Annotated in this window: 23 protein-coding genes; 14 read left to right on the top strand and 9 right to left on the bottom strand. The window is 68.9% G+C overall.

Features of this window, described 5'->3' with window-relative positions; all coding sequences use genetic code 11:
• Window positions 1-183: 183 nt before the first annotated feature.
• Genes VF794_RS35580 through VF794_RS35570 form a run of 3 tightly spaced genes read left to right on the top strand, consistent with a single transcriptional unit; the run spans window position 184 to window position 1,772 of the window.
• Entirely contained in the window at window positions 184-525 is a 342-nt protein-coding gene (locus VF794_RS35580; RefSeq protein WP_331117571.1) for a hypothetical protein, read from the top strand.
• Window positions 526-536: 11 nt separating this feature from the next.
• Complete coding sequence (locus tag VF794_RS35575) at window positions 537-1,241, top strand: DUF1499 domain-containing protein (protein WP_331117570.1); 705 nt, start codon at window positions 537-539, stop codon at window positions 1,239-1,241.
• A 9-nt stretch (window positions 1,242-1,250) separates the two neighbouring features.
• Window positions 1,251-1,772 (top strand): FxsA family protein, encoded by a 522-nt coding sequence (locus VF794_RS35570; RefSeq protein ID WP_331117569.1) that lies wholly within the window; start codon window positions 1,251-1,253, stop codon window positions 1,770-1,772.
• Here VF794_RS35570 and VF794_RS35565 read toward each other — a convergent pair.
• Window positions 1,769-2,473, bottom strand: a complete 705-nt coding sequence (locus tag VF794_RS35565) for a hypothetical protein (RefSeq protein WP_331117568.1) — start codon at window positions 2,471-2,473, stop codon at window positions 1,769-1,771. The two genes, VF794_RS35570 and VF794_RS35565, sit on opposite strands and share 4 nt — an antisense overlap.
• A 251-nt stretch (window positions 2,474-2,724) precedes the next feature.
• Here VF794_RS35565 and VF794_RS35560 point away from each other — a divergent pair, with 251 nt between their 5' ends.
• Window positions 2,725-3,579, top strand: coding sequence for a DUF7107 domain-containing protein (locus tag VF794_RS35560; protein ID WP_331117567.1), 855 nt, complete (start codon window positions 2,725-2,727; stop codon window positions 3,577-3,579).
• A gap of 4 nt (window positions 3,580-3,583) precedes the next feature.
• Here the strand turns inward: VF794_RS35560 and VF794_RS35555 are convergent, their stop codons facing one another.
• Window positions 3,584-4,576 (bottom strand): class I SAM-dependent methyltransferase, encoded by a 993-nt coding sequence (locus VF794_RS35555; RefSeq protein WP_331117566.1) that lies wholly within the window; start codon window positions 4,574-4,576, stop codon window positions 3,584-3,586.
• 102 nt (window positions 4,577-4,678) lie between these two features.
• Between VF794_RS35555 and VF794_RS35550 the strand changes: the two genes are divergently transcribed.
• Window positions 4,679-5,821 carry a cystathionine gamma-synthase gene (locus VF794_RS35550; protein WP_331117565.1) on the top strand — a complete coding sequence of 381 codons (1,143 nt, stop codon included), beginning with the start codon at window positions 4,679-4,681 and terminating at the stop codon, window positions 5,819-5,821.
• Between the two features lie 63 nt (window positions 5,822-5,884).
• Here VF794_RS35550 and VF794_RS35545 read toward each other — a convergent pair whose 3' ends face one another.
• The 4 genes from VF794_RS35545 to VF794_RS35530 form a co-directional block, all read right to left on the bottom strand.
• A complete protein-coding gene (locus VF794_RS35545; protein ID WP_331117564.1) occupies window positions 5,885-6,265 on the bottom strand; it encodes a hypothetical protein in 381 nt (126 codons plus the stop codon).
• Between the two features lie 449 nt (window positions 6,266-6,714).
• Window positions 6,715-8,277 (bottom strand): DUF4403 family protein, encoded by a 1,563-nt coding sequence (locus VF794_RS35540; protein ID WP_331117563.1) that lies wholly within the window; start codon window positions 8,275-8,277, stop codon window positions 6,715-6,717.
• Between the two features lie 74 nt (window positions 8,278-8,351).
• The gene (locus tag VF794_RS35535) at window positions 8,352-8,579 is read right to left on the bottom strand and encodes a hypothetical protein (protein WP_331117562.1); all 228 of its coding nucleotides are present in this window, start codon (window positions 8,577-8,579) and stop codon (window positions 8,352-8,354) included.
• A gap of 116 nt (window positions 8,580-8,695) precedes the next feature.
• Window positions 8,696-10,060 (bottom strand): pyridoxal-phosphate dependent enzyme, encoded by a 1,365-nt coding sequence (locus tag VF794_RS35530; protein ID WP_331117561.1) that lies wholly within the window; start codon window positions 10,058-10,060, stop codon window positions 8,696-8,698.
• 296 nt (window positions 10,061-10,356) lie between these two features.
• Between VF794_RS35530 and VF794_RS35525 the strand changes: the two genes are divergently transcribed.
• Window positions 10,357-11,394, top strand: a complete 1,038-nt coding sequence (locus VF794_RS35525; protein ID WP_331117560.1) for an aminoglycoside phosphotransferase family protein — start codon at window positions 10,357-10,359, stop codon at window positions 11,392-11,394.
• A gap of 23 nt (window positions 11,395-11,417) precedes the next feature.
• Complete coding sequence (locus VF794_RS35520) at window positions 11,418-12,422, top strand: sugar phosphate nucleotidyltransferase (protein ID WP_331117559.1); 1,005 nt, start codon at window positions 11,418-11,420, stop codon at window positions 12,420-12,422.
• Between the two features lie 15 nt (window positions 12,423-12,437).
• Here the strand turns inward: VF794_RS35520 and VF794_RS35515 are convergent, their stop codons facing one another.
• Together VF794_RS35515 and VF794_RS35510 are read right to left on the bottom strand one after the other, a co-directional pair.
• Window positions 12,438-13,202, bottom strand: coding sequence for a Stp1/IreP family PP2C-type Ser/Thr phosphatase (locus VF794_RS35515; RefSeq protein ID WP_331117558.1), 765 nt, complete (start codon window positions 13,200-13,202; stop codon window positions 12,438-12,440).
• A 122-nt stretch (window positions 13,203-13,324) separates the two neighbouring features.
• Window positions 13,325-13,681, bottom strand: coding sequence for a DUF192 domain-containing protein (locus tag VF794_RS35510; RefSeq protein WP_331117557.1), 357 nt, complete (start codon window positions 13,679-13,681; stop codon window positions 13,325-13,327).
• Between the two features lie 18 nt (window positions 13,682-13,699).
• On the opposite strand from VF794_RS35510, the gene VF794_RS35505 reads away from it, so the two are divergent.
• The 6 genes from VF794_RS35505 to VF794_RS35480 all read left to right on the top strand — a co-directional run bounded on the left by VF794_RS35505 (window position 13,700) and on the right by VF794_RS35480 (window position 24,012).
• Window positions 13,700-14,203: a tRNA (cytidine(34)-2'-O)-methyltransferase gene (locus VF794_RS35505; protein WP_331117556.1), complete on the top strand. Its 504-nt coding sequence runs from the start codon at window positions 13,700-13,702 to the stop codon at window positions 14,201-14,203.
• Between the two features lie 33 nt (window positions 14,204-14,236).
• Window positions 14,237-18,730 carry a J domain-containing protein gene (locus tag VF794_RS35500; protein WP_331117555.1) on the top strand — a complete coding sequence of 1,498 codons (4,494 nt, stop codon included), beginning with the start codon at window positions 14,237-14,239 and terminating at the stop codon, window positions 18,728-18,730.
• A 251-nt stretch (window positions 18,731-18,981) separates the two neighbouring features.
• Window positions 18,982-21,660, top strand: coding sequence for a response regulator (locus VF794_RS35495; RefSeq protein ID WP_331117554.1), 2,679 nt, complete (start codon window positions 18,982-18,984; stop codon window positions 21,658-21,660).
• A gap of 35 nt (window positions 21,661-21,695) precedes the next feature.
• Entirely contained in the window at window positions 21,696-22,694 is a 999-nt protein-coding gene (gene tsaD, locus VF794_RS35490; protein WP_331117553.1) for a tRNA (adenosine(37)-N6)-threonylcarbamoyltransferase complex transferase subunit TsaD, read from the top strand.
• A gap of 18 nt (window positions 22,695-22,712) precedes the next feature.
• A complete protein-coding gene (gene rsmA / locus VF794_RS35485; RefSeq protein WP_331117552.1) occupies window positions 22,713-23,546 on the top strand; it encodes a 16S rRNA (adenine(1518)-N(6)/adenine(1519)-N(6))-dimethyltransferase RsmA in 834 nt (277 codons plus the stop codon).
• Between the two features lie 67 nt (window positions 23,547-23,613).
• Window positions 23,614-24,012 (top strand): hypothetical protein, encoded by a 399-nt coding sequence (locus VF794_RS35480; protein WP_331117551.1) that lies wholly within the window; start codon window positions 23,614-23,616, stop codon window positions 24,010-24,012.
• Window positions 24,013-24,025: 13 nt separating this feature from the next.
• Here VF794_RS35480 and VF794_RS35475 read toward each other — a convergent pair whose 3' ends face one another.
• The gene (locus VF794_RS35475; RefSeq protein WP_331117550.1) at window positions 24,026-24,301 is read right to left on the bottom strand and encodes a hypothetical protein; all 276 of its coding nucleotides are present in this window, start codon (window positions 24,299-24,301) and stop codon (window positions 24,026-24,028) included.
• A 203-nt stretch (window positions 24,302-24,504) separates the two neighbouring features.
• Here VF794_RS35475 and VF794_RS35470 point away from each other — a divergent pair.
• Window positions 24,505-24,944, top strand: a 440-nt coding sequence (locus tag VF794_RS35470) for a deoxynucleoside kinase (protein ID WP_331117549.1), incomplete at its 3' end; no start/stop codon positions are given.

The following is a 24,944-nucleotide window of genomic DNA, read 5'->3' as shown; positions in this document are numbered from 1 at the left end:
CCAACCCGCGTGAGATACGATCTGCTCCTTCAATCCATGGTCCCCGGGACGCCGTTCGACAGCGCTCGGGTGGAGGCCCTCCTGGAAGCTCGGGGGGCGAAAGCACAGCCAGGCGGTGGGCATGTCTGGCATCTCGAGAGTGGCCGGGTAGAGGTCCACCCGCTGCGCGAAGGAGGCCAGTGGGTGGCCACCGAAGTGCGCGTGCCCTTGTCGGACCGGACGGACCTCGTGCGCGAGGTGGTCGTCCAAGTGGGCGAGCTGGCCAAGGAGGCAGAGGTCCGCCTCTTCGATCCCCAGCTTGGCAGAGCGCTCTCGGCGCTGGATGGGAGCGCGGTGGCGGAGCAGTACGAGCGCACCGCGCGCTACGCGGGGGAGATGCTGGGGCTGGCCGGGGCCATGCCCATCAGCACCGCCACCGAGAGCCAGGGCTTCCAGCCGACGTCGAAGTTCTTCTTCGGCGTCATCGGCGTCTTCGTCCTGCTGTACCTGCTGGTGAACTGGATGGGCAGCCAACTGGGCGGCTGAAGAGGGTGGACATGCTTCGCTTCTGGTCGTTGCGCATCGCGCTCGCCGCGGTGCTGTTGCTGGTCGTCGGGCCGCTGCTGGCCTTCCTCGGGCTCGTCCCCGGGCTGACGGGCATGTACCTCTTCGCCAGCGGAGCGCTGGTGGGTCTCGTGGCCATGGTGGCGGGGATCATCACCGCGGTCCGAGGTGGGGTGAAGCCCGGGCTCGCGGCGCTGGCGCTGGGACTGCTGGCGTTGGGCGTGGTGCTGACGCCGGCCTTCGCGGGTGGTGGCAAGCCCCCCATCAACGACATCAGCACGGACCTCCAGGACGTGCCGGCCTTCACCCACGCCCAGACGCTCCCGGAGAACGCGGGGAGGGACCTGCGCTACCCCGAGGATTTCAAGCCGGTGGTTCAGCACTTCTACCCGGACCTGAAGTCGCTGAAGCTGGCCGAGCCCCCCGAAGCAGTGTTCGAGCGGGCCGTGGCGCAAGCGAAGGGCCGCCCGGGGTGGACGGTGACGCGAGTGGACCCCCAGGAGAGCACCTTGGAGGGCGTGGTGGAGAGCCGCCTCTTCCGCTTCCGGGACGACTTCGTGGTGCGGGTGCGGCCGGAGCCGGGTGGGGGAGCGCGGGTGGACATGCGCTCGAAGTCGCGGGTGGGGAGGGGTGACCTGGGAGCCAATGCCGCGCGAATCCACGACTTCCTCCAGGCACTGGCGGGCGCCGGGCGTTAGGTTGGGCAGGTGTTCAAGTACCTCTTCCTCGCGTTCACGGTCCTCCCGTTCATCGAGCTGTACCTCCTGCTGGTCATCGGCCGGGAGGTCGGCTTCTGGCCCACGGTGGGCATGGTGCTCGTCACGGGCCTGGTGGGTGCCTTCCTGGCCAAGAAGGAGGGCCTGCGTGTCCTCCGCCGCTGGCAGGAGTCGCTCGCGCAAGGCCGAATGCCCGAGGAGGGCCTCGTGGGCGGGGTGCTCGTCCTCGTGGGCGGGGCCCTGCTGGTCTCGCCGGGAGTCATCACCGACGTCCTGGGCCTCTTCCTGCTGTTCCCGCCGACGCGCAAGCTGGTGGCCGCGGTGGTGCGCCGGAGGCTGGAGCGGAAGGTCGCGGCGGGCACGCTGCGTGTCACCACGATGAACATGGGAGGCCCGTTCGGAGCACCTCCTCGGGACGGGCCCTTCACCCAACGTCCCTCACGGCCGCGAATCGAGCGCCGGCCAGGGGACGAGGTGGACGCCGAGTTCACCGATGAGGACGGGCACACTTAGAGGACGCGCTGGTACTCGCGCACCCAGAGCTTCACCGAGCCCGCGCAGAATCCTTCCAGACGCTTGCAGTCGAGTTCACGGGTCTCATCCAGCTTGAGCGTCTCATCGAGGAGCGGCTCGTTCCTGGCGTTCCAGAGCTGGAGGCGGACGTGCGTGTCATCGGTCCGGGAGACGAGGGCCTGGAACGTCACGCGCTTGCCCTGGCTCTCGAAGTCCACCGAGGCCCGCTGCGAGGGCGAGAGGGTGTAGAGCCCGGTGACGGCGGGGAGCTGGAGGAGGAGCTGCACCGGGGGCTGGTGCTCCACCGGCGTCTCCAACTGGAGGGTGTGCTCGCCGGTGATGCGCAGGAGGATGAGGTCCAGGGTGGGCGGGTGCTGCTCGGCGATGGGCTTCACGGTGAGCTGCTGGCGCGAGCCCTGGACGAGGGCGATGGCGCCCTCGGTGGCGCGGATGTAGCCCGAGCAGCGCTTGGGAGTGCAGTCGACGCTCAAGCGCCAGTCGGCGCCGGCCTGGGGACAGCTCGCGGGCACGTCGAGCTGGCCGTGGGACTTGGGGAGGAGGATGAGGCTCTGGGTGGTCCGGGTGGGGCAGAGGAAGTCCACGTCCACCGCGAGCGCGGTGACCTCGACCGGGGACTCCTTCGGGGCCGGTGTCCCATCCGCGGCGAGCAGCAGGGCGAGGACGGAGAGGGCGGAAAGCATGGCCCCGGTCTACCACGGGACGCGGAGGCCTCCCTCTTTCAGGCCGGCGCTCAAGGCAGGAGCGAGCACGTTACGAAATGATCAGAAGGACTTCCCGGTGAACAACAAAGCGGAATCACCGGACGTCTAGAAGCAGTCGCGGCGCCCGATTCCTGGGGAGGCCGAGAAATTCTTTGATCAATTCCGAGGGCACTGGAGAGCAAGCTCTCCGAACCTCGGGGTCAGTGGCCGGCGGCCCCACGGAGTGCCTCATGTCGAATGTTCTCCCCCGCGGATCCGCGTTGTTGCCCTCCCTGCTCGCGCTCGTCGTGGGCCTCGTCTCCGGATGCATCATCAGCACCGAGGGTCATGGTGACTGGTGCGAGGACGAGTACCACTCGTGTGTCGAGGCGTCCGACTGTCACTTCAACCAGCACTGCATGCGCGGGGCGTGTCAGGACATTCCCGTGGACGCGACGTCCTGCAGCACCTCCCGGGACTGTGGCTCCGGCAGCACCTGCGTCAACGGGCTGTGCAACAAGCGCTGCTCGCGCGACGCGGACTGCGGCTCCGGGTCCTACTGCGATGGCTCTTACTGCCGCGTGAAGTCGAACACCTCGGACGGTGGCACGAAGCCGTCGGATGGTGGCACGAGGCCGCCGCCTCCTCCGGCGGACGGTGGCACCACCTGCCCGCAGCCGCCTCCCTCGGACGCGGGCACGCCGCCTCCTCCTCCCCCGCCGCCGGCCGATGCGGGCACCCCGAGCAGCTGCTCGCGCAACTCCGACTGCGGCACGGGCAACTACTGCATCAACAGCGCCTGCGTCCGTGGCTGCGACTCCGACAGCCAGTGCGCCTCCACGGAGCTGTGCTCGAGTGGCCTGTGCCGCCCGCGTCCGCCCTCCACCCCCACCTGCACCACCGCCTCGCAGTGCTCCGCCGGCAATGACTGCGTGGACGGCGCGTGCCGCCCGCCCTGCACCTCGAGCACGGGGTGCCCCAGCGGCTCCGTGTGCAAGGTGGGCTACTGCATGCCGTCGGACACGCCGAGCAGCAACAAGGCGTGCACCGTGAGCTGCGACTGCCCCTCCGGCGAACTCTGCGTCGACGGGTACTGCCGCATCTAGCGGCTCAGCGGCGTCCGTCGCGAGGAGCCACCAGGCGCCAGCAGCGGTGGATCTCCTTGCGCCGGAAGTCCTCGGGGATGGAGTCGGGCGTGAGCTCCTCCACCCCCTCGTAGTCGCGCACGGCGGAGTCCTTCAGCTCGAAGCCCAGGAAGTTGGTGGAGAAGTAGAGGACGCCGCCGGGGTTGAGCAGCTCCCGGAGGGCCTCCAGCATCCGCACATGATCCCTCTGCACGTTGAAGGAGCCCTGCATCTTCTTCGAGGTGGAGAAGGAGGGCGGATCGCACACGATGAGGTCGAAGAGCTCCTCGGGCGCCTTGCTCTGGGCCAGCACCCAGGCGAGGGCATCCGCGCGCAGCAGGGTGTGGCGCGGATCCGACAACCCGTTGAGGGCGAGGTTCTCCTCGGCCCAGTCGAGATAGGTGTTGGACAGGTCCACGCTCTGGGTGCGCGAGGCCCCGCCCGCGGCGGCGTACACGGTGAAGGCGCCCGTGTAGCAGAAGAGGTTGAGGAAGCTCCTGCCCCTGGCCTCCTCACGCACCCGGGCACGCGTCAGCCGGTGGTCCATGAAGAGGCCGGTGTCCAGGTAGTCGCCGAGGTTCACCCAGAACTTCAGCCCCTGCTCCTCCACCACGAGGCGCTCGGTGCCCTGGCCTACCCGGCCGTATTGCGAGCGGCCCCACGGCTGGGGCAGGTGCGTCTTCACATGGACATGCTCCGGGGGCACCTCCAGCACCGCCGTCACCGCCGCCAGCACCTCGGCCCGCTGCTCCTCCAGGCCGCCGGCCTTCACCGCCCGTCGGCGCGGGTACTCCACCACGTGTGCCCGGTCCCCGTAGAGGTCCACCGCGTAGGAGTACTCGGGGACGTCCCGGTCATAGACGCGGAAGGCGGTCAGCCCGCGGGCCTTGGCCCACTTGCGGAAGTGCCGCGCGTTCTTGCGCAGCCGGTTCTCGAACATCCCTCCCGCCGTCCCCGAGCCCTGGTCCGCTGTCGTCATGGCCGCCCTGTCCTCTTGCGTACAACCTCCGACCCCTCTTCCCCGAGTCCCCGGCGCCCGGCAAGCATTCCCGGCATCCAGCGGGTGTGATACGCCCCCGCCATGCGCTTCGACACCCTCGCCATCCATGCCGGCCAGGAGCCGGATCCGACCACCGGCGCCATCATGACGCCGGTCTACATGACCTCGACCTACGTCCAGGCGGGCCCTGGTGAGCACAAGGGCTACGAGTACAGCCGGACGCAGAACCCCACCCGCAACGCGCTCCAGGACTGCCTGGCGGCCCTCGAGGGCGCGAAGTACGGCCTCGCGTTCGCCTCGGGTCTGGCCGCGACGGACATGCTGATGCACCTGCTGGAGGCCGGGGACCACGTCGTCGTGTCCGATGACGTGTACGGCGGCACCTTCCGCATCTTCGACAAGGTCTTCAAGCGCCACGGGCTGAACTTCTCCTTCGTGGACCTGTCCAACCCGGACAGCTTCGAGAAGGCCATCACCCCGAAGACGAAGATGGTGTGGGTGGAGTCGCCCACCAACCCGATGCTCAAGCTCATCGACCTGCCGCGCATCGCGGAGACGGCGAAGAAGCGGGGCATCCTCTCGGTGTGTGACAACACCTTCATGAGCCCGTACTTCCAGCGCCCGCTGGAGCTGGGCTTCGACGTGGTGACGCACTCCACCACCAAGTACATCAACGGCCACAGCGACGTGGTGGGCGGCTTCGCCTGCACGAGCAAGGACGAGCTGGCGCAGAAGATGTACTTCCTCCAGAACGCGGTGGGCGGCGTGCCGGGCCCCATGGACAGCTTCCTGGTGCTGCGCGGCGTGAAGACGCTCGGCGTGCGCATGGAGCGCCACGCGCAGAACGCGATGAAGGTGGCCCAGTTCCTCGCCTCACACCCCAAGGTGGTGAAGGCCACCTACCCGGGCCTGGAGAGCCACCCGCAGCACGCGCTGGCCCGCAAGCAGATGAAGGGCTTCGGCGGCATGGTGACGTTCGACATCAAGGGCGGCCTGGAGTCGGCGCGCAAGTTCCTCAAGACGGTGAAGATCTTCGCCTGCGCCGAGTCGCTCGGTGGCGTCGAGTCCCTCATCGAGCACCCGGCCATCATGACCCACGCGTCCGTGCCCAAGGAGACGCGCGAGCAACTGGGCATCACCGACGGTTTCATCCGCCTGTCGGTGGGCATCGAGGACGCGCAGGACCTGGTGGACGACCTGAAGCAGGCGCTCGAAGTGGCTTGAGCGTCATCCGCTGAAGCAACGAGGGCCTCCTGCTCCAGAGCACCGGAGCGGAGGCCCTTTGCGTTACTCCTCGGAGTCCGTTTCCAACTCTTCCGGAAGGGGGCAGTCAATCAATGTCAGCCTTCCGGGCACTCGAGCGACCAGGAAACCCTTGCCGGCGATTTTGACATGCTCGGCCTCGTTGGCCTTTCCGCTGGCAAGCCATGCGTTCGCCTCTTCGCGCGTCGCGAACTCTTGAGCGATCTTGATCTTGAACGAGGGGTCGAAAAACTCCTTGTAGTACCGGATGAAGTCGTCCTGTTTCCGGATGTGGCGGGTGTAGAGCAGCGCGAACTGGGCCAGTTCGATTGCATCCTTCGCTTTCGAGCCCTCCATACGACTCTCGCTGACGGACGTCAGGATCCCGACGATGTCATCCAAATCGAAGTCTGGAATGTAGGCCATGTTGGCACCAGGCTTTCTCCTCCTGCTCCTTGACACAATCCATGAACACCTTGAGGCACTTCTCCGTGCAGTGCTTGTGGTGCTTTTCGGAGTGCTTGGGGATGGTTGAATGCTCGGGCTTTCGTCTCCAGCATGTCGTGAAACACTGCTTCTGTAACTCGTTGCAGTAGGCGTCGGCGCCAGCGCCGCCAATTGCGCGTGCATCGCTGAAGTCAATTCCGCTGACGTTGGTGGAAATGACATAGACCTTGCGCTCTGGCGGTTGGATGTGGGCGCATCCGGGGCTGGCCACTGCCACAACAGTCAGAAGGACCAGCAACTTTGTCAGGGCTACTGACTTCATGGGTCGTCCCCTCGCGCTGCCCTGCCCGCGTGAGAGGCTACCCCCAATGACGAGGGCCTCACGCTCGTACCCTGGAGCGGAGGCCCTTCGTGTTTCCTCGCGGACGCTACTTCTTGCAAGGCAGGTAGAGGCCCACCTGGGCGTCCACCTCCACGTAGATGCGGAGGAAGGACGGGTGGGGGTAGACGCCCTTCACCTCGGAGCGCAGCACCTGGCCGCGCACGCAGCCCAGGTCCTCGGAGAAGGACAGCTCGGTGGACATCTTGTCCTTCACCGCCGCGAGCCGCTCGGAGACATCCACCCGGAGTGCCTGCCGGGCCTGCTCGCGGATGGAGCGGTAGTCCAGGGCGAACTTGAGCTTCACCAGCTCGCTGGCCGTCCCGGGGGTGATCTCCAGGTCGGGGACGGAGAGCTGGTTGTCCAGCACATGGGGGTGGCCGGCGAAGAAGAGTTCGCCGCCCACGGGGATGGAGTAGTCGCCCACCTTGGCCTTGCCCCCCAGGTTCATCTTGATGACCACCGTGTCATCCGACGGGTAGACCTGGGGGTTCTCCATGTAGAGCTCCGGGTTGCACTCGGAGAAGAAGAGGCGTCCGTTCATGGAGGCCTCGAGCGCCTTGGAGAGCTCCTCGTAACGGGCCGCCACGGGGATGAGCACCTTGAAGGGGCCGGAGGGCAGGGTGGAGACGTTTTGGAGCAAGGGCATCGCCACGGCTGTCCCGCTCTCGGTGGCGACCTGCGTGCCGGCGTCGGAGCCCGAGGAGCCGCCATCCGCGCCTGGAGCGACGCCCATGGGGCCGGGGGTGTAGCTGGCGAAGTGGGAGGCGTCGGAGGCGGGGACGCCAGCATCGGCGCTGGCCACCTGGGGGCCTGCATCGGAGACGGGCGGGGTGCCACCGTCGGTGGTCTGGGCGCTGGCGGTGAGGCTGGCGACGGGGGTGCAGGGCAGCGTCACCGAGGGCATCACGACGATGCCGAGGGCCTTCTCCATGCCGTCGGCGAGCACGGTGGGAGCGGCCTCCAGGTTGGTGATCTTCAGCTCGGCGCAGGCGAACTGGCCGCCGCCCACGGGAATCTCGATGGGGCGGGCGAGGCGGGCGAAGGCGCTGGCCACCAGCGGGCGCACGTCGAAGCGGAACGTGTCGAGCGTCTGGGTGATGAGCTCGTGCAGCTTGGCCTCGATGCCGCGGTTGACGGCATCCACCGGGCCGGAGGCCACCACCTGCACCTCGGTGGACTGGAGCAGCGCCTTGAAGTCCGCCGTCATGACGGGCTCGCCGGCGATGGTGATGGCGATGGGCATCTCGCGCGCGCCCATCATGTTGAAGCGACCGTTGACCTTGACCCCCACCACGACGCGACCGCGATCGAACTTGAGCGACACCGGCTCGCGCTGCCAGGTGTAGTGGATCGTCTGGCCGGCGAAGAGCTGGGCATCGCCCTCGCCCGTGCGAGGGAGGCTCTCGGCCATCTTCTTGGTGAGGGCCTCCCGGAAGATGGTGGCGTGGATGATGATGCGCGAGGGAGGCGGATCCGACACCGGGCGCCCACCGTTGGCCGCGGGAGGCGGCGGCTGGAGGGTCTGCGACTCGATGCGCGGACCGGCGCAGGACAGAAGGGTGAGGGCCGCGAGGAGCGCGGGCAGCGAACGGAGGCGCGAGTGAGGCATGGTCAGGGGTGCACCGTGGGTGCGTGCGCGGAGCATATCCCAACCGGTGGTTGGTCCGCTCCACCCCGGACGAGCTAGCTCGGGAGCGGCCGGCCGAGCAACTTCAGGGTGTAGTGCACCGCGTCCGCCAGCGTCTCCTGGCACGGGTAGCAGCCCTCGCCGCAGCAGGCCGGCCACTCCGAGGAAGGGGTCCGCAGCATCTGGCTGATCAGCGACCGGTAGACGAGGGGCAGGCCCACGTCCACGCAGGCCTTCTGCACGGCCTCCTTCACGGCCGGGTCGTTCACGTCCACGTCATCCATGCGTCTCACCTTGTCCCCGCCAAAAACGAAGGGCCCCAGGTTCCGGGGAACCCGAGGCCCTCGATACCCTCACCCCGTCCCTCGCCCGGTGGGAGAGGGGAGGGGGTTGGGTGGAGCTACGCCGCGGTGCGGTGCATGTGCTCGATCAGGTCGATCTTCGTCACCACGGCCAGGACCTTCTCGCCCTCCTTCACCACCGCCACCTTGTCCTGGTTGAACACCTCGCGCAGCCGGTTGAGGCTCGTCTCCGGCGACACCACGCCCTGCAGCGGCGCCACGATGGCGTCGATGGTGTCCGCGAACTTCACCTTGCTCGCCACCAGCGCGTTGAGCAGGTCGTACTCGTGGATCATCCCCACCGCACGGCCCTCCTCGCTCAGCACCGGCATCTGGCTGATGCCCAGCTGGCGCATCGTCTCCACCACCTGGTCCACCTTCTGGCCCTTGCGCGCCGTCACCACCTCGCGCTTGCCGCCGAGCAGGTCGCGCACCGTGCCCGCGCCCTTCTCCTCCATGAAGCCGTTGTCGCGCATCCACTCGTCCGAGTGGAACTTGCTGATGTAGCTCATGCCCGTGTCGGGCAGCACGACGACGATCGTCTTGCCCTTGCCCACTTCCTTGGCCAGCTGCACCGCCACGTGCACCGCCGCGCCCGCCGAGCCACCCGCGAAGATGCCCTCCTCGCGCGCCAGCCGCCGCGCCGCCACGAAGCTCTGGCGGTCATCCACCTGCCGGATGTCGTCCACCACCTTGAAGTTCATGGCACCGCACAGCATGTCCTCGCCGATGCCCTCGACCTTGTACACGTGCGGCTCGGTCAGCTTGCCCGTCTTGAAGTAGCCCTCGTACACCGAGCCCTCCGGGTCCACGCCCACGTTCTTCAGGCCCGGAATCTTCTCCTTCAGGAACTTGCCCGCACCGCTCATCGTGCCGCCCGTGCCCAGGCCCGACACGAAGTAGTCGATCTTCCCGTCCGTCTGCTCGTAGATCTCCGGACCCGTCAGCTTGTAGTGCGCCTCGATGTTGTCCGGGTTGTGGTACTGGTTGAGCATGAACGCGCCCGGGGTCTCCCGGTGGATGCGCTTGGCCGTCTCGTAGTAGCTGCGCGGATCCTCCGCCGGCACGTTCGTCGGCGTCACCACCACCTGCGCGCCCAGCGCCTTGAGGCGGTTGATCTTCTCCAGCGACATCTTGTCCGGCATGGTGAAGATGCACTTGTAGCCCTTCACCGCCGCCGCCAGCGCCACGCCCATGCCCGTGTTGCCGCTCGTGTTCTCCACGATGGTGCCACCAGGCTTGAGCTTCCCCTCCTTCTCGGCCTTCTCGATGATGTAGAGGGCCATGCGGTCCTTGATCGACGCGCCCGGGTTCATGAACTCGCACTTGACCAGCACGGTCGCGTCGTTGGGGCCGACCAGGCGGTTGAGTTTGACCAGCGGCGTGTGGCCGATCGCGGAAAGAATGCTGTCGTGGATTTCCATCGGGAGCTCTCGTGAGGAGGGAGAAACCGGCGCCCTTATAGCCGCCCCGGTGGTGCCGGTCGACCTTGGCCGGCTGCTTGCCCCCCCTCTGAGAAGAACACCCTCGTACCCCGTGTCCTTCCGACACAGCGCGGCACAACCCGAGGCCAGTCCAGTGGCCAGCCACCCGGGCCCCGGCCCCGCATGTCGGGGATACAACCGGTCGTGAAACACACCCGCACTGGAGCTTTGACCCGGCTTCCCCCCGCACCCATACTCCCGCCTTCCTCTCACGACTCCGGGAGAAGCGTTCACTTATGGAACTCGAGGCCGCGCTGCGCGACCAGGTGGGGAAGGCCATCGGCCGCCCCGTTCCCCAGGCCCCCATCAAGAAGCTCAAGGGCGATGCGAGCAACCGCTCGTACTACCGTGTGGGCACCGGCTCCGACAGCTGGGTGGTCATGGTGATGCCGCCGGACGCCTCGAAGAAGAGCGAGGAGGCCTCCAAGGGTGAGCCGCCCAAGGAGCTGCCCTTCGTCAACGTGCACCGCTACCTGGACCGGCTGGGCATCCGCGTGCCGCGCATCCTCCTCTATGACGAGCCGGCGGGGATGATGGTGCTCGAGGACTTGAGCGACCAGACCTTCGAGGCGGCGCTCGAGGGCGGCAAGAACAACCAGGCCCTCTACACCCGCGCGGTGGACCTGCTGGCCCGCATGCGTGCCCAGGCCGAGCGCCAGCCGGACCCGGAGTGCCTCGCCTTCACCCGCGCCTTCGACGAGGACCTCTACGACTGGGAGCTGCACCACTTCCGCGAGTGGGGCCTCGAGGTGTGGAGTGGCAAGAAGCCCACCGACACCGAGCGCGCCGAGCTGGACCGCATCTTCCGCGACATCGCGAAGCAGCTGGCCGCCGCTCCCCGGGGTTTCACCCACCGCGACTACCAGAGCCGCAACATCATGGTGAAGGACGGCGAGCTGGTGGTCATCGACTTCCAGGACGCGCTCCAGGGCCCTCGCCAGTACGACCTGGTGGCGCTGCTGCGCGACAGCTACGTGGAGCTGGATCGCGCCTTCGTGGACACCATGCTGGACCGCTACATCGCCACCTTCGCCGAACTGACGGGCGAGCGCATCGAGCCCAAGGCCTTCAAGGCCTTCTTCGATCTGCTCACCATCCAGCGCAAGCTGAAGGACGCGGGCCGCTTCGAGTTCATCAACCGCGTGAAGGGCAACCCGGGCTTCCTGGTGTCCATCCCGGCCTCGCTGCGCTACGTGCGCGACGCCTTCAAGGGTCGACCGGAGATGAGCGGGCTGCAGAAGCTGGTGGCGAAGTACGTGCCCGAGCTGGGCTGACAGGGAAAGGGGAGGGGCCGCACATGAAGGCGATGGTCCTCTGCGCGGGGCTGGGTACGCGCCTGCGTCCGTTCACCGAGCGCTGGCCCAAGCCAGCCATGCCGTTCCTCGGGCAGCCCCTCTTCCGCTACCACCTGGCGGTGCTGCGGGCGGCCGGCGTGCAGGGGGTGGGCATCAACACCCACCACCTGCCGGACGTCATGGCCGCCACCGCCCGCGCCGAGTGCGCTCGCGCGGGCCTGCCGGTGCACGTGGTGCACGAGCCCGTCATCCAGGGCACGGGCGGCGGCATCCGCGGCCTGCGCGACTTCCTCGCCGACGACGACTTCATCGTCTTCAACGGCGACATCCTCTTCCCGGTGGATCTGCGCCCCGTGGTGGCGGCGCACCGGGCCTCGGGCGCCGCGGCCACCATGCTGCTCATGCCCATGCCCGAGAGCGAGAAGTACGCCTCGGTGGAGATGGACGCGGAGCGCCGCGTGCGCCGCATCGCCCGCTTCGGGCCCGGTGGCGAGGGGCTCACCCCCTGGCACTTCACGGGGGTTCACATCATCTCCCCGCGCGTCTTCGACTTCATGACCCCCGAGGGCCCCGAGGACATCAACCGCGACGTCTACGTGCGGATGATGGAGGCGGGCCTCACGGTGCGCGGCGAGGTGGTGCGCGCGTACTGGTCCGATCTGGGCACCCCCTCGCGCTACCTGTCCACCGTGCGCGATGTGCTCTCCGGGCAGGTGACCCTGGAGGGGTTGGGCACTCGCGGGCAGGGAAACTCCTGGGTCCACCCCACGGCGCGCCTCGGTGGCGCCCAGGTGACGGGACCGGCTCACTTCGACGCGGGGTGCTCCCTGGCCGAGGGGGTCCGCGTCGGCGCCTCGGTGTCCGTGGGCGCTCAAGTCCGCGTGGGCGCCGGCGCTCGGCTCGAGCGTTGCGCCATCCTCGAGGGCACCGAGGTGGCTCCCGGTGAGGAGCTCGTGGACGTGGTGGCTTGGGGCGCACACCGCGTGCCCGCCCCGCTCCAGGGGTAGAACCCGGGGCCCTCGTCAGTCGGCGTGGAAGCGCGCCAGCACGCAGGTGACGTTGTCGTTGCCGCCCGCGGCGTTCGCCGCGTCGATGAGCTGCGAGCAGGCCTTCTCCAACTCCGAGGTGCGCCCCAGCAGCTCCTGCATCTGCGGGTCCGGCACCATGCCCGACAGCCCGTCCGAGCACAGCAGGAAGACGTCCCCCTCCTGCGCCTCCACCCGCGTCACGTCCACCTGCACCGTGTCCTTCATCCCCAGGGCCCGGACGATGACGTTCTTGTGCGGGAAGTTCTCGATCTCCTCCTGCGTGAGCTTCTTCGCCTTGAGGTAGTCGTTGAGCAGCGAGTGGTCCTCGGTGACCTGATACAACACGCCCTGGCGGAAGTAGTACACGCGGCTGTCGCCCACGTGCGCCACGTACGCCATGTTGTTGGTGAAGTGCAGCGAGACGATCGTCGTCCCCATGCCCTTGAACTTCAGGTCGCTGCAGGCCTTGTCGAAGATGCTCTTGTTGGCCAACTTGATGCCCGTCGCCAGCCGGTTCTCGTCGTAGTTGCGCGTCTTGTCCATCTTGAACGGCCAGGTGGCTTCCTGGTCGCTCGACGTCATCCGGAAGAACTCGGCCAGCTCGTCCACGGCGATCTTCGAGGCGATCTCCCCGGAGGCATGGCCGCCCATCCCGTCGGCGACACAGCACAGATGCTCGTCGGGCAGAATGAGGTAGTTGTCCTCATTGTGGTTCCGCTTCATCCCGACGTGGGTGTAACCAGCAACCTCGATGCGCATCTCGGGGAGTCTCCAACGTGTCCAAGGGGGGCCGTGGACGGATGGGCAGGTTAACAAAGCGCCGCGAGGGGGGTCAAAACCCCTGAAGGCCGGAAGGGGGCCCCCTCTCGGTCCGTGGGGGTTCAAGGGACCGGCTCGAACACGAGCCGGTCGCCCTCCAGGGTGCCGCTTGCCTGGAGGGTCCCGGCGGGGAGTTCCAGCACCGACTTCGCCTGGAAGTACACCGAGGTCGCCCTCCAGGGGGGCAGGGCCGAGAACTGCTTGACGATCACCCCGCCGGAGTCGAGGAAGACCACATCGATGGGGATGCGCATGAAGAAGGTATGGATGGAATTACAGGGCTCGATGTGCATCCCCTCGCCAAAGGCCAGCGAACGCCGGCCCATCAGCCCCACGAACCGGTCCACGAAGCTCGTGGCCCGCTCGGCGCGGTCCGCCAGCAGGCGGCCCCGTGTCTCGTTGTTCACCCTCAGGCGCATGTCGCGCGTTCTACCCCAATGCTCCAGCCCCTGGCGCGCCCCTTCCACCTCGTCCTCGTCTCCCCCCAGATTCCCCCCAATACCGGCAACATCGCCCGCCTGTGCGCCGTCACCGGCTGCCGCCTCATCCTCGTGGAGCCCTTGGGGTTCTCCATCGCCGACCGCGACCTCAAGCGCGCCGGGCTGGACTACTGGGACAAGGTCTTCCTGAAGCTCTACCCGGACTATGACGCCTACCTGGCCGAGTGGCCCTCGGCCAGGCGCTGGATGTTCTCCGCCCGTACCGCGACATCCCTGTATGCCGCCCGCTTCGAGGAGGGAGACCACCTCGTTTTTGGCTCGGAGACCCAGGGGCTGGCCCCGGACATTCTGGCGGGGGGCTCGGGCACGCCCGTCACCATCCCCATGCTCTCCGAGCGCCGCAGCCTGAACCTGTCCACCGCCGTGGGCATCGCCGCCTACGAGGCCCTTCGCCAGGTGCAGTTGGGGGCGCCGGGCGGGCAAGCGGGCTCGTCTAGTTGAGGGGAGGGGCGGACGGACTACACTGGGGGCCGCATGCCCCCCTCGCAGGTCGCCGAAACGCTGTACTCCGCCCACAAGTCCCGAGCCACCGGCCGGCTCCTGCTGCACGCCGGTGGGCGTGAAGCGCTCCTGTTCCTCCAGGGAGGAGACCTGGTGGGGACGCGGCTCGGCTTCGGCTTCCAGACGCCGGTCCAGGCGCTGATGCAGTCCGGACGCATCCACGCGGAATTGCTGGATGCGCTGTGGGCCCGGGGTAGCGCGGGGGCCCCGGACGAAGATCTGCTGGAGGAACTCGGGCTGGCGCCGCGGGAGGTGGCGGAGCAGCAGGTGCTCGCCCAGGTGAGGCGGTTGAGTGAGCTCGCCGAGCGCGCCGCCTTCGAGGAGGGTGGGGTGGAGGAGATGTTCCGCCCCATCGCGGGGACGCGTGTTGTCCGCGCCGCCCTCGAGCCCGCGCGCTCCGAGGCTCCCGTGGTGCGCATGTACCGCTGCGCCAACGTGGCGGCGTGCGCCCCGTGGGTGGCCGGCGAGGAGGAGACGGCTTTCCTCGCGACGCTGGGGGACTTCCAGAAGCTGGAGTCGCTGACACCCGCCCAGGAGGTGCTGCTCCACGTCCTCGAGCGCGAGGGCTTCGTCGAGTCGCTGAGCATCGAGGCCTGGGAGGCTCGCGAGCGGGCACGGGAGGCGGAGGAGGCCCGGCGCCGGGCGGAAGAGGAGGCCCGGCTGGCGGAAGAGGCGCGGCTGGCCGAAGAGGCTCGGCGTCGAGCGGAGGAAGAGGCTCGTCTCGCGGAAGAGGCCCGGCGTCGAGCGGAGGAAGAGGCTCGTCTCGCCGAAGAGGCTCGTCTGGCTGAAGAGGCCCGTCTCGCTGAAGAGGCCCGGCGTCGAGCGGTGGAAGAGGCTCGTCTGGCTGAAGAGGCTCGTCTCGCTGAAGAGGCCCGTCTCGCCGAAGAGGCTCGTCGTAGGGCCGAAGAAGAGGCCCGGCTGGCGGAAGAGGCCCGGCTAGCCGAAGAGGCCCGGCTGGCCGAAGAGGCCCGGCTGGCCGAAGAGGCTCGGCTGGCTGAAGAGGCGCGTCTCGCCGAAGAGGCCCGGCTGGCTGAAGAGGCTCGGCTGGCTGAAGAGGTGCGTCGTAGGGCCGAAGAAGAGGCTCGGTTGGTCGAAGAGGCCCGGCTGGCGGAAGAGGCGCGTCGTAGGGCCGAAGAAGAGGCCCGGCTAGCTGAAGAGGCTCGGCTGGCTGAAGAGGCACGTCTCGCCGAAGAGGCGCGTCGTAGGGCCGAAGAAGAGGCCCGCCTAGCGGAGGAGGCTCGGCTAGCCGAAGAAGCGCGGCTGGCCGAAGAGGCCCGTCTCGCTGAAGAGGCCCGACGTCGGGCTGAAGAAGAGGTACGGCTGGCCGAGGAAGCCCGCCTCGCGGAAGAGGCACGGCTGGCTGAAGAGGCTCGCTTGGCTGAAGAGGCTCGGCTGGCCGAGGAAGCCCGCCTCGCCGAAGAGGCCCGGCTGGCGGAAGAGGCGCGCCGTCGGGCTGAAGAAGAGGCTCGGCTGGCTGAGGAAGCCCGCCTCGCCGAAGAGGCCCGGCTGGCGGAAGAGGCTCGGAGGCTCGCAGAAGAGGAAGCACAGCGTCTGGCGGAGGAAGAAGCTCGTCGTGTTGAAGAAGCGCGACTCGCCGAAGAGGCGCGCTTGGCTGAAGAGGCTCGTCTAGCCGAAGAGACCCGGCGTAGGGCCGAGGAAGCGCGGCTGGCGGAAGAGGCTCGGCTCGCCGAGGAAGCGCGGCTGGCGGAAGAGGCTCGGCTCGCTGAGGAGTTGCGGCTAGCGGAGGAGGCGCGCCGGGCTGCCGAAGAGGCTCGGCTGGCCGAAGAGGCTCGTCTTGCCGAAGAGGCTCGGCTGGCCGAAGAGGCCCGTCTTGCCGAGGAGGCTCGGCTGGCCGAAGAGGCCCGTCTTGCCGAGGAGGCACGTCGGGCTGCCGAGGAAGAGGTACGTCGCGCGGAGGAAGCGAGGTTGGCTGAAGAGGTGCGCCTGGCCGAGGAAGCTCGTCGTGCCGAGGAGGCCCGCCTCGCTGAGGAAGCTCGACTGGCTGAAGAGGCGCGTCTCCGAGCGGAAGAGGAGGCTCGCCTCGCCGAAGAAGCCAGGTTGGCTGAAGAGGCTCGCCTAGCGGAAGAGGCCCGACTGGCCGAGGCGGCGCGTCGAGCTGAAGAGGCTCGTCTGGCGGAAGAGGCTCGTTTGGCGGAAGAGGCGCGTCTCGCGGAAGAGACCCTCCGTGCCGAGGCTGCTCGTCTCGCCGAGGAGGCGCGTCGCGCCGAAGCCGCGCGTCTCGCGGAGGAGAACCGGCGTGCCGAGGAGGCGCGGCTGGCGGAAGAGGCCCGCGTCGCGGAAGAGGCTCGGCTCGCCGAAGAGGCTCGTTTCGCGGAGGCGGCTCGCCGGGCCGAGGAGGCGCGTCTCGCGGAGGCGCAGCGCCTCGCCGAGCAGCGGGTCCCCGCTGAGCTGTCCCAGCTCTCGGACGTGGCGTTCCTCGCCGAGACCGCCGAGCTCCAGAATGGGGAGTTGATCCTCACCACGGCGCCGATCGATTCTCCGGAGTCCGCGAACTCGTTCGAGGTCAGTGAGTTCACCGGTACACCCGTCGCCGGGAGTACGACCCCCGGGGCGCAGGTCGAACCCTCGCTCGCGGAGGTCGCGCCCGCCTCCGAGGTCTGGTTCGACGCATTCCCGGGCAATGCTTCCGGGGACTCTGGCGAGCTGGAGCTGGCCACGGCTCCGAGTGGCCAGGAGCCCACCCCGGAGTCGATGGAGTTGGCTGGGAGCCCGAGCAGCACGGAGCTGCCCGTGCAGGAAGACACGGCCGCGCTCCGACTCGCACGTGAACAGGCCAACACCGCATTGATGCAGGACATGCAGGAGGCCATGCGGCGTGCCGGTGCCGTTCCTCCCGAGGAATGGCTCCTCAATGAGGTCCCCACCTCGACGGCGCCCGCTGCTCCGGTGGCCGCCCCGCCAGCGTTTGTCTCGCCCGCGAGCTCCGCTCCCCAGGTCCCGGTGGAGGAGTTGATAAGCGCGGATCAGGATTTCTGGGGCGATCTCGTGATGCCAGCGGCGCCCGTGCCCGCGGCACCTGTCGCCGCCTCGCCCGCTCCTGTCATGCCTTCGGCGCCGTCCAGCACCGCCGTGCCTCCGGCGCCGTCCAGCGCCGCCGTGCCCCCGGGCCTTCGTTCCCCCGCTGCCAGCGCGCCCGTTCCCAAGAGCACCGTTCCCCCGAACATGGCGGCCCGCGCCAGTGCCCCCGCCCCTGCGCCCATGCAGCCGCTCCGGCTGGGGCCGGATGCCCCTCGGCTCACGGGTGATGATGACCTCTGGCGCATCGTCACCTTCGATGGTGCCAACGCGGCCGTCGAGGTCCCCGGTGACATGAGCGCCTCCTTCGAGGCCGCGTTCCTACAGGTCGATGCCCACCTGGAGTCGCTCGTCCAGGCGGAGGTCCCCCAGGTCGCCGCCAGGCCTTCTCCGGCCCCGGCCCCGGCCCCGGTCTCCGCGCCCGTCAAAGTCGCCGCCGCGGTCCAGACGGCTGGTTCGGATGTTCCCGAGGCCTGGGACGATCTCACCCTCGGCGAGGGCGACATCGTGGGCGAGTCCACCGACGAGGCCTCGAAGGCGCACCGCCAGCGGCTGCTCCAGCATGCCATGGCGAACCTGGGCACCCCCGGCGCCCAGACCGCGCCAGCAGGGGGTGCTCCCGCCGCTCCAGCGCCCGCGGCCCCGCGGCCCGCTCCTGGAGCGCCGGCTCCGGGCATCGCCGACGAGCAGCTCGCCCAGCTCATCGAGCAGCGCTACGCCGACGTGCAGGCGAAGCGGGACCACTTCACCATGCTCGGCCTCATCATCGGCCCAGAGGTGAAGCGGGAGCAGGTGAAGACCGCGTTCCTCGCCCTCGCCAAGCGCTTCCACCCGGACCGCCTGCCTCCGACGCTCTCCGCGCTGGCGCCCAAGATGACCACTGTCTTCGAGGCCATCCGCGAGGCCTACGAGGTCCTCTACGACGACGCGAAGCGCACGGCCTACCTCCAGGAGCTACGGTCCAAGGGGAGCTCGCCTCAACAGCCACAGCAGCCGCAGCAGGTCGCCGTCAGGGCCTCCGGAGGAGTGGACCCGAGCGACCTCTTCAAAATGGGCGAGGTCTTCTTCCGCAAGCGGGACTTCGCGGCCGCGGTCGACCACTTCGAGCGCGCCTACAGTGGCGACCCCAAGGGGCTGTACCTCGCCGCCCGTGGGTGGGCCATCTACATGGACCCCCAGCGCAAGGCCGATGCCCCCAAGGCGAAGCTACTGATGACGGAGGCGCTCAAGCTGGACCCGAATTGCGATCGGGCGCACTACCAGCTCGGCGTCATCTCGCGCGTCGAGGGCGACATGGAGCGTGCCGAGCGCCACTTCCGCGAGGCGGTGCGCGCCAACCCCAAGCACCTCGAGGCCAACCAGGAGCTGCGCCTCATCGAGATGCGCAAGAAGAATCCGCCGCCCCCCAAGAAGGGCGGCCTCTTCCGCTGAGGGCAGCCCCGGGAGCCCCCGCCCCCTCTCAACGGGGTGGCGGGAACGAGGCTTTCCCGGAAAAGTCGCCGGCTCGGCTGGACCTCGGGCGAGGGTCCGGTATGGGCTCCGACGAGTGCCCGTCTCCCCGGATGCTGGGCGAGTACCCCATCCCCTCTACCATTGACATGCCTGGAGAGCGGGCGTGATCATCCAGGCTTCTCCGCGTCGGGCCCCTTCTCCGTGGTGCTCGCAGCGAAAGGCAATCGAACGTGGCCAAGCAGCACCTGCTCCTGGTCGATGGTGACCCGAAGAGTCTCCGTGTGATGGAGGTCAGCCTGAAGAAGGCCGGCTTCTCCGTCACGACCGCGATCCACGGGAAGGACGCGCTCGAGAAGGTGCAGATCAGCCCGCCGGACCTCGTGCTCGCAGACACGAAGATGCCGGAGATGGACGGCTTCGAGCTGTGCAAGACGCTCAAGTCGGACGAGCGCTTCAAGCACATTCCCTACGTCTTCCTCACCAACCAGAAGGCGGTCGAGGCGAAGGTGAAGGGCCTGGAGCTCGGGGGCGACGACTACCTGACCAAGCCCATCTACATCAAAGAGATCGTCACCCGCGTGACGATGATCCTCCAGAAGGCGGACAAGGAGAAGATCGAGCGGCGGGAGACGACCAAGGGCGGGTTCGCGGGGAACCTGGCCGACATGGGCGTGGTGGACCTGGTCCAGACGTTCGAGATCGGCCGCAAGACGGGCAACATCTCCATCAAGGGCGAGCGCGTCGCCACCATCTACTTCAAGGAAGGCCGCGTCATCGACGCGGAGATGGGGCGGCTCAAGGGTGAGAGCGCCTTCTACCGCCTGCTCAACGCCACCGAGGGTGAGTTCGAGGTGCAGTTCACCGCGCTCGACCGTCCCGAGCGCATCGAGGTCTCCACCCAGGGCCTGCTGATGGAGGGCATGCGCCGCCTGGACGAGTGGGGCCGCATGCTCGAGCAGCTCCCGCCGCTGGAGACGGTGTTCGAGATCGACTACCACCAGCTGGCGGACCGGCTTTCGGAGATTCCGGACGAGGTCAACGGGCTGCTGCGCCTCTTCGATGGCAAGCGCAGCCTGAGCCGGGTGGTGGAGGACTCGGACTTCGACGATCTGGCCGCGCTGGGCATCATCAGCAAGCTGTACTTCGAGGGCCTCATCCGCGAGCTGGGCAGCGTCTCGCAGGAGCCCGTGCAGAGCGGCAAGCCCGGCATCGAGGAGTGGCTGCACACCGCGCCGGCGCCGAGCGCTCCCACCGAGCCGGCTCCGGAGCCGGGTCCCGCCGTGACGCCCGCGCCCCTGCCCGTGGTGGCGCAGCCCGTGGCCGCACCGGAGCCTCCGCCCCTGGCCGTGTTGGAGCCTCTGGCCGTGCACGAGGAGCCTCTGCCCGTGGTGGTGCCGGAGCCTCCTCCCGTGGTGGCGCCCGTGGCCGCGGCGGAGCCGCCACGGCTCGCCAATGTCGTCGTCTTCGAGGCCAAGTCGCGGCGCGCGCCGAACCTGCCGCCCGAGACGGACATCATCGCGCCTCCGCGCACGGCCGAGGGCTCGGCGTTCCTCGTGGAGCCGGCGCCGGCCCACCGCGCCAAGGAGTTGGAGCAGCGCAGCCTGCTGCTCGACTGGAGCCGTGTGGACGTGGATGGCCTCGGCTCGGCCGGTGGTTGGGGCCCGGGCTGGGCTCCGGCTCACCGCAAGCTGCCGCCCGCGGGTGCTCCGGCGCCCTCCAGCGCGCCCGCGCCTTCGCTCTCGATGCCGGCCTCCGTGGAGCCGTCGGCATCCGGGTCACGTGGCCCCATTTTCGGTGGCGCCGCCGTGGGCCCCAACCTGATGCCGCCGGTGCCGCCTCCGGAGCCCGCGACTCCGGCCGACGAGGTGACACTGGTCTCGGGGCTGAAGCCCGTTGCCGCGGCCCCCGAGAGCGAGCCTGTCGCCGAGAATCCGCCCGTCGCGGCCAGGCCCACCGAGGAGCCCAAGCCGGAGCCCAAGCCCACTCCGCCCGTGGCCAGCAAGCCCGTGGCCAGCAAGCCCGTGGAGGAGCCCAAGGCGAGCCCCGTGCCCGCGCCGAAGCCCAAGCCGACGCCAGAGCCCAAGCGAAGCCCGCCGGCCGCCGTCGAGCGCGAGGTGAAGCCGCGGCAGCAGCCGAAGCGCACCGGCCTCTACGTCGGGGTGGGCGCAGTGGCGCTCGTCCTGGCCGCGGCGGTGGTGATGTTTGGTCGGGGCGGTTCGGAGACACCCCCGCGGCCGAAGCCCGCGCCCACCGAGCAGGTGAAGGCACCGGAGCCGGAAGCCAAGGCCCCCGAGGCGAAGGCGCCAGAGGCCAAGGCACCGGAGCCGGAGGCCAAGGCCCCCGAGGCGAAGGCGCCAGAGACCAAGGCACCGGAGCCGGAGGCGAAGGCCCCCGAGACACCGGCCCAGCCGGAGCAGAAGCCGGAGACTCCCAAGCCGGCCGAGCAGCCCGCCGTCACCGCGACCGGTACGCCGCCCGCCGAGGATGACGGCAAGGACGACGAGCAGGCGCAGACGCAGCAACTGAGCCCCGAAGCCCAGTACGCCGAGCTGGTGAAGCTGGGCAAGAAGCACATGGCGGGGAAGCGCTACGGGAAGGCGGCCTTCGCCTACCGCAAGGCCCTCTCCCTCAAGGCGGACTCGAACGAGGCCAAGACGGGCCTGGGCTTCTCCCTGGTGAATGGCGAGAGCACGAGCGTGGGCGGTTACCGCGACGCCGCCAAGCTGCTGGAGGACGTGCTCAAGGCCCAGCCCAAGAATGCCCAGGTCTGGTTCCACCTGGGGATGGCCCGGCAGTTCTCCCAGCAGGAGAAGAAGGCAATCGACGCCTACAAGCAGTATCTCCTCCTGGAGCCCACCGGTTCCAACGCCAACGACGTGCGCGAGGCCCTCAAGACGCTCGGGCAGTAGGCGAGGCGGTGGGCTCCTGGTAGAGAGGATGCCCCTTGCTCGTACTCGGACTCGAAACTTCTTGTGATGAGACCGCCGCCGCCCTCGTGGAGGACGGCCGGCGGGTGCTCTCCGACGTCGTCTCCACCCAGGTGGACATCCACCGGCGCTGGGGTGGGGTGGTGCCGGAGCTGGCCAGCCGCAACCACGTGGTGCAGGTCATGCCCGTCCTGCACGAGGCCCTCACCCGGGCTGGCAAGACGCTCGATGACGTGGACCTCATCGCCGTCACCTCCGGGCCCGGTCTCATCGGCGCGCTCCTGGTGGGCCTCCAGGTGGCCAAGTCGCTGAGCCTCGCCACCGGTAAGCCCTTCGTCGGGGCCAACCACCTCGAGGGACACCTGCTCGCCATCCGGCTGCTGGAGGACGCCCCGGAGCCCCCCTTCCTCGGGCTCGTCGTCTCCGGGGGCCACACCAGCTTCTACGAGGTGCGCGACTACGGCAGCTACCGCCTGGTGGGCAGCACCCGTGACGACGCCGCCGGCGAGGCCTATGACAAGACGGCGCGCATCCTCGGCCTGCCGTACCCGGGCGGGCTGCCCATCGATCAGCTCGCGCAGAAGGGGAACCCGGAAGCCATCCGCTTCCCGCGCGCGCTGCCCGGCTCGGACACTTTCGACTTGTCTTTCTCCGGCCTGAAGACGGCGGTGCTCCAGCACGTGCGCAAGCACGGCGTCCCCGAGGGCCAGGCACTGGCGGACCTGTGCGCCTCCTTCCAGGAGGCCGTGGCGGACGCGCTGTCGAAGAAGTTCGTCGCCGCCGCGCGCCGGCTGGGCCTCGAGCGCCTGGTGGTGTGCGGGGGCGTGGCGGCCAACTCGCGCCTGCGCTCGCTGTGCCAGGAGCGCGCCGAGGAGCGCGGCCTGAAGCTGTTCCTCCCGCCCGTGCGGCTGTGCACGGACAATGGCGCGATGATCGCCGTGGCGGGCTACGAGGCCTGGCGCCGGGGCCTGCGCGGCGACTTCAGTCTGTCCGCGGACCCGGCCTGGCGCATGTGAAGGTGAAGGGAGACGCGAGTGGATACGCCACGTGACATCCTCCAGCGCCATGGCCTGAGGGCCAAGCACAGCTGGGGGCAGAACTTCCTCGGGGACCCGGACATCCTGGAGGCCATCGCCGACGCGCTGGAGCTGCGCGAGGGCGAGCCGGTGGTGGAGCTGGGCCCCGGCCTGGGACACCTCACGCGCTTCCTCGCCGCCACCGGTGCGCGCGTCACCGCGGTGGAGAAGGACCGCGACATGATCGCCGTCCTGGGCAAGGAGGCCATCCCCGGAGTGCAGGTGGTGGACGGTAACGCGACCACGGTGGACTTCGCCAAGGTGGCCGGTGCCCCCGAGGTGAAGGTGGCGGGCAACCTCCCGTACCACCTGACGAGCTCCATCCTCTTCCAGGTGCTGGAGCAGCGGGCCACCGTGACGCGCGCCGTCTTCACCCTCCAGAAAGAGGTGGTGGACCGGCTCGCGGCCGAGCCCGGTGGGCGCGACTACGGCCTGCTCACCGCCATCCTGGGCCTCTACTTCACCTCCGAGAACCTCTTCGACGTCGACGCTCACCGCTTCCATCCGCCGCCGAAGGTGGACTCGGCGGTGCTGCGGCTGATCCGCCGCCCTACGCCCCTGGCGCCGGTGATGGACGGTGCGCGCTTCATCCGTCTGGTGAAGGCGGGCTTCGCGCAGCGGCGCAAGACGCTCATCAACTCGCTCAAGTCGGACAAGACGCTGGGCACGCAGGAGCAGCTGCTGAAGGCGCTGGAGACGGCGGGCATCGACCCGATCCGGCGCGCGGAGACGCTCTCGTCCGAGGAGTTCGCCGCCATCGAGCGCGCGCTGGGGCCGGTCGCCGCACCGTAGAGAGGGGCGGCAATTGGCGTCCTCTCCGCCCTGGTGCTAACGAAGGGGGGCCGTTCGGAGAGGACTGATGAGACCCCTGCCCCTGGAGGCCCTGGATCCGGTACTGCGCCGGTTCGGCGTGTTGTACGCGCTGTTCGCCCGCCCCGATGGGCGGGTGCTCCTGCGCTGGGGTGATCCGAATGTGATTCCCGCGGTGGAGGAGAACACCTTCGTGGGGGCGACCCGGGACATGGTGCGCGTCTACCGCTCGCTGGAGCGGATGCTGCTGCCGCAGATGGACGTGCAGGGCGACTACCTCGGCATCCGCTCGAAGGTGGGTGACAAGGTGGTGTACGCGCTCTTCTTCGAGACGCGCCGCTTCGAGGCGGCCACTCCCGTGGAGCGGCTGCGCGCCGAGTACGCCTTCTGCAAGTCGCTCAGCAACGCGGTGGATACCGCGCTCCAGTCGTGGGTGTCCGCGGGGTAGCGCCCCGCGTGGCTCAGCGCTCGCCGCCCATGAGCGAGAGCAGCTCGCCCTGCTGGGACAGCCAGGCGCGGAACTCGTCCTCGGGCAGCCGCATGCGCGCGAGCACGTCGCGCAGAATCTCCTCGGGCGAGCCGTCCTGCCGACGCTTGAGCTCCAGCGCCGTCTTCAGGAGGGCCACTCCATAGAGCGGGTCGGGCTCGATCGCGGCGGGGGCCTGGGCCGTCTCGGTGGACGGCGTCCGGCGAGGCTCCAGCTCGATGACCGTCTTCGCACGCTGACGTCGATTCATCGCCTTCGGTCTCCGCGCTCGAGTGTCCCGCCCCGCGCGTGAATCCCTGGTAGTGGACGCCCACCGGGTCGTCAAGCGTGGACAGCCGCCGGCTTGCCGGAAGATTGCCGAGTCGCCAACCTCATGGTGTTATCCGCGCCCCGCCGCCGGCCCCCAACAGGGTGGCGCGTGGCTCTTCTCAGTGGTCGGAGGTTTCGAAGGGGATGGATAACCGCTACATCGTGGTCGAGGGGCCCATCGGCGTCGGCAAGACGAGCCTCTCCAACATCCTCGCCGAGCGTTTCGGGGCCCGGCGCATCTTCGAGCGTTTCGAGGAGAACCCCTTCCTCGCCAACTTCTACGAGGATCGGCAGAAGTACGCCTTCCAGACGCAGCTCTTCTTCCTGCTCTCACGCTTCCGGCAGCAGGAGGAGCTCGTCCAGCAGGACCTCTTCAACTCGGTGACGGTCAGCGACTATCTGTTCGCCAAGGACCGCATCTTCGCCTGCCTGACGTTGGACTCGCACGAGCTGGCGCTCTACGACCGCGTGTTCGAGGCGCTCAGCCCGCGAGTGAACCGGCCGGACCTCGTCATCTTCCTGAAGGCGCGGCTGGACGTGCTGCTCTACCGCATCAAGAAGCGCGGCCGGGAGTTCGAGCGGCA

The organism is Archangium sp. (assembly GCF_036389735.1).
In the GTDB taxonomy this organism is placed as follows: Bacteria; Myxococcota; Myxococcia; order Myxococcales; family Myxococcaceae; genus Archangium.
This window is presented reverse-complemented; position numbering and strand designations above follow the sequence as displayed.

Excerpts from the sequence above, each read along its gene's own strand:
- VF794_RS35555 (WP_331117566.1), bottom strand. The coding sequence starts at position 4,576 with ATGACGACAGCGGACCAGGGCTCGGGGACGGCGGGAGGGATGTTCGAG.
- VF794_RS35535 (WP_331117562.1), bottom strand. The coding sequence starts at position 8,579 with ATGGATGACGTGGACGTGAACGACCCGGCCGTGAAGGAGGCCGTGCAG.
- VF794_RS35500 (WP_331117555.1), top strand. The coding sequence starts at position 14,237 with ATGCCCCCCTCGCAGGTCGCCGAAACGCTGTACTCCGCCCACAAGTCC.
- VF794_RS35510 (WP_331117557.1), bottom strand. The coding sequence starts at position 13,681 with ATGCGCCTGAGGGTGAACAACGAGACACGGGGCCGCCTGCTGGCGGAC.
- VF794_RS35560 (WP_331117567.1), top strand. The coding sequence starts at position 2,725 with ATGTCGAATGTTCTCCCCCGCGGATCCGCGTTGTTGCCCTCCCTGCTC.
- VF794_RS35520 (WP_331117559.1), top strand. The coding sequence starts at position 11,418 with ATGAAGGCGATGGTCCTCTGCGCGGGGCTGGGTACGCGCCTGCGTCCG.
- VF794_RS35575 (WP_331117570.1), top strand. The coding sequence starts at position 537 with ATGCTTCGCTTCTGGTCGTTGCGCATCGCGCTCGCCGCGGTGCTGTTG.
- VF794_RS35525 (WP_331117560.1), top strand. The coding sequence starts at position 10,357 with ATGGAACTCGAGGCCGCGCTGCGCGACCAGGTGGGGAAGGCCATCGGC.
- VF794_RS35550 (WP_331117565.1), top strand. The coding sequence starts at position 4,679 with ATGCGCTTCGACACCCTCGCCATCCATGCCGGCCAGGAGCCGGATCCG.
- VF794_RS35530 (WP_331117561.1), bottom strand. The coding sequence starts at position 10,060 with ATGGAAATCCACGACAGCATTCTTTCCGCGATCGGCCACACGCCGCTG.
- VF794_RS35475 (WP_331117550.1), bottom strand. The coding sequence starts at position 24,301 with ATGAATCGACGTCAGCGTGCGAAGACGGTCATCGAGCTGGAGCCTCGC.
- VF794_RS35545 (WP_331117564.1), bottom strand. The coding sequence starts at position 6,265 with ATGGCCTACATTCCAGACTTCGATTTGGATGACATCGTCGGGATCCTG.
- VF794_RS35480 (WP_331117551.1), top strand. The coding sequence starts at position 23,614 with ATGAGACCCCTGCCCCTGGAGGCCCTGGATCCGGTACTGCGCCGGTTC.
- VF794_RS35515 (WP_331117558.1), bottom strand. The coding sequence starts at position 13,202 with ATGCGCATCGAGGTTGCTGGTTACACCCACGTCGGGATGAAGCGGAAC.
- VF794_RS35505 (WP_331117556.1), top strand. The coding sequence starts at position 13,700 with ATGCTCCAGCCCCTGGCGCGCCCCTTCCACCTCGTCCTCGTCTCCCCC.
- VF794_RS35540 (WP_331117563.1), bottom strand. The coding sequence starts at position 8,277 with ATGCCTCACTCGCGCCTCCGTTCGCTGCCCGCGCTCCTCGCGGCCCTC.
- VF794_RS35565 (WP_331117568.1), bottom strand. The coding sequence starts at position 2,473 with ATGCTTTCCGCCCTCTCCGTCCTCGCCCTGCTGCTCGCCGCGGATGGG.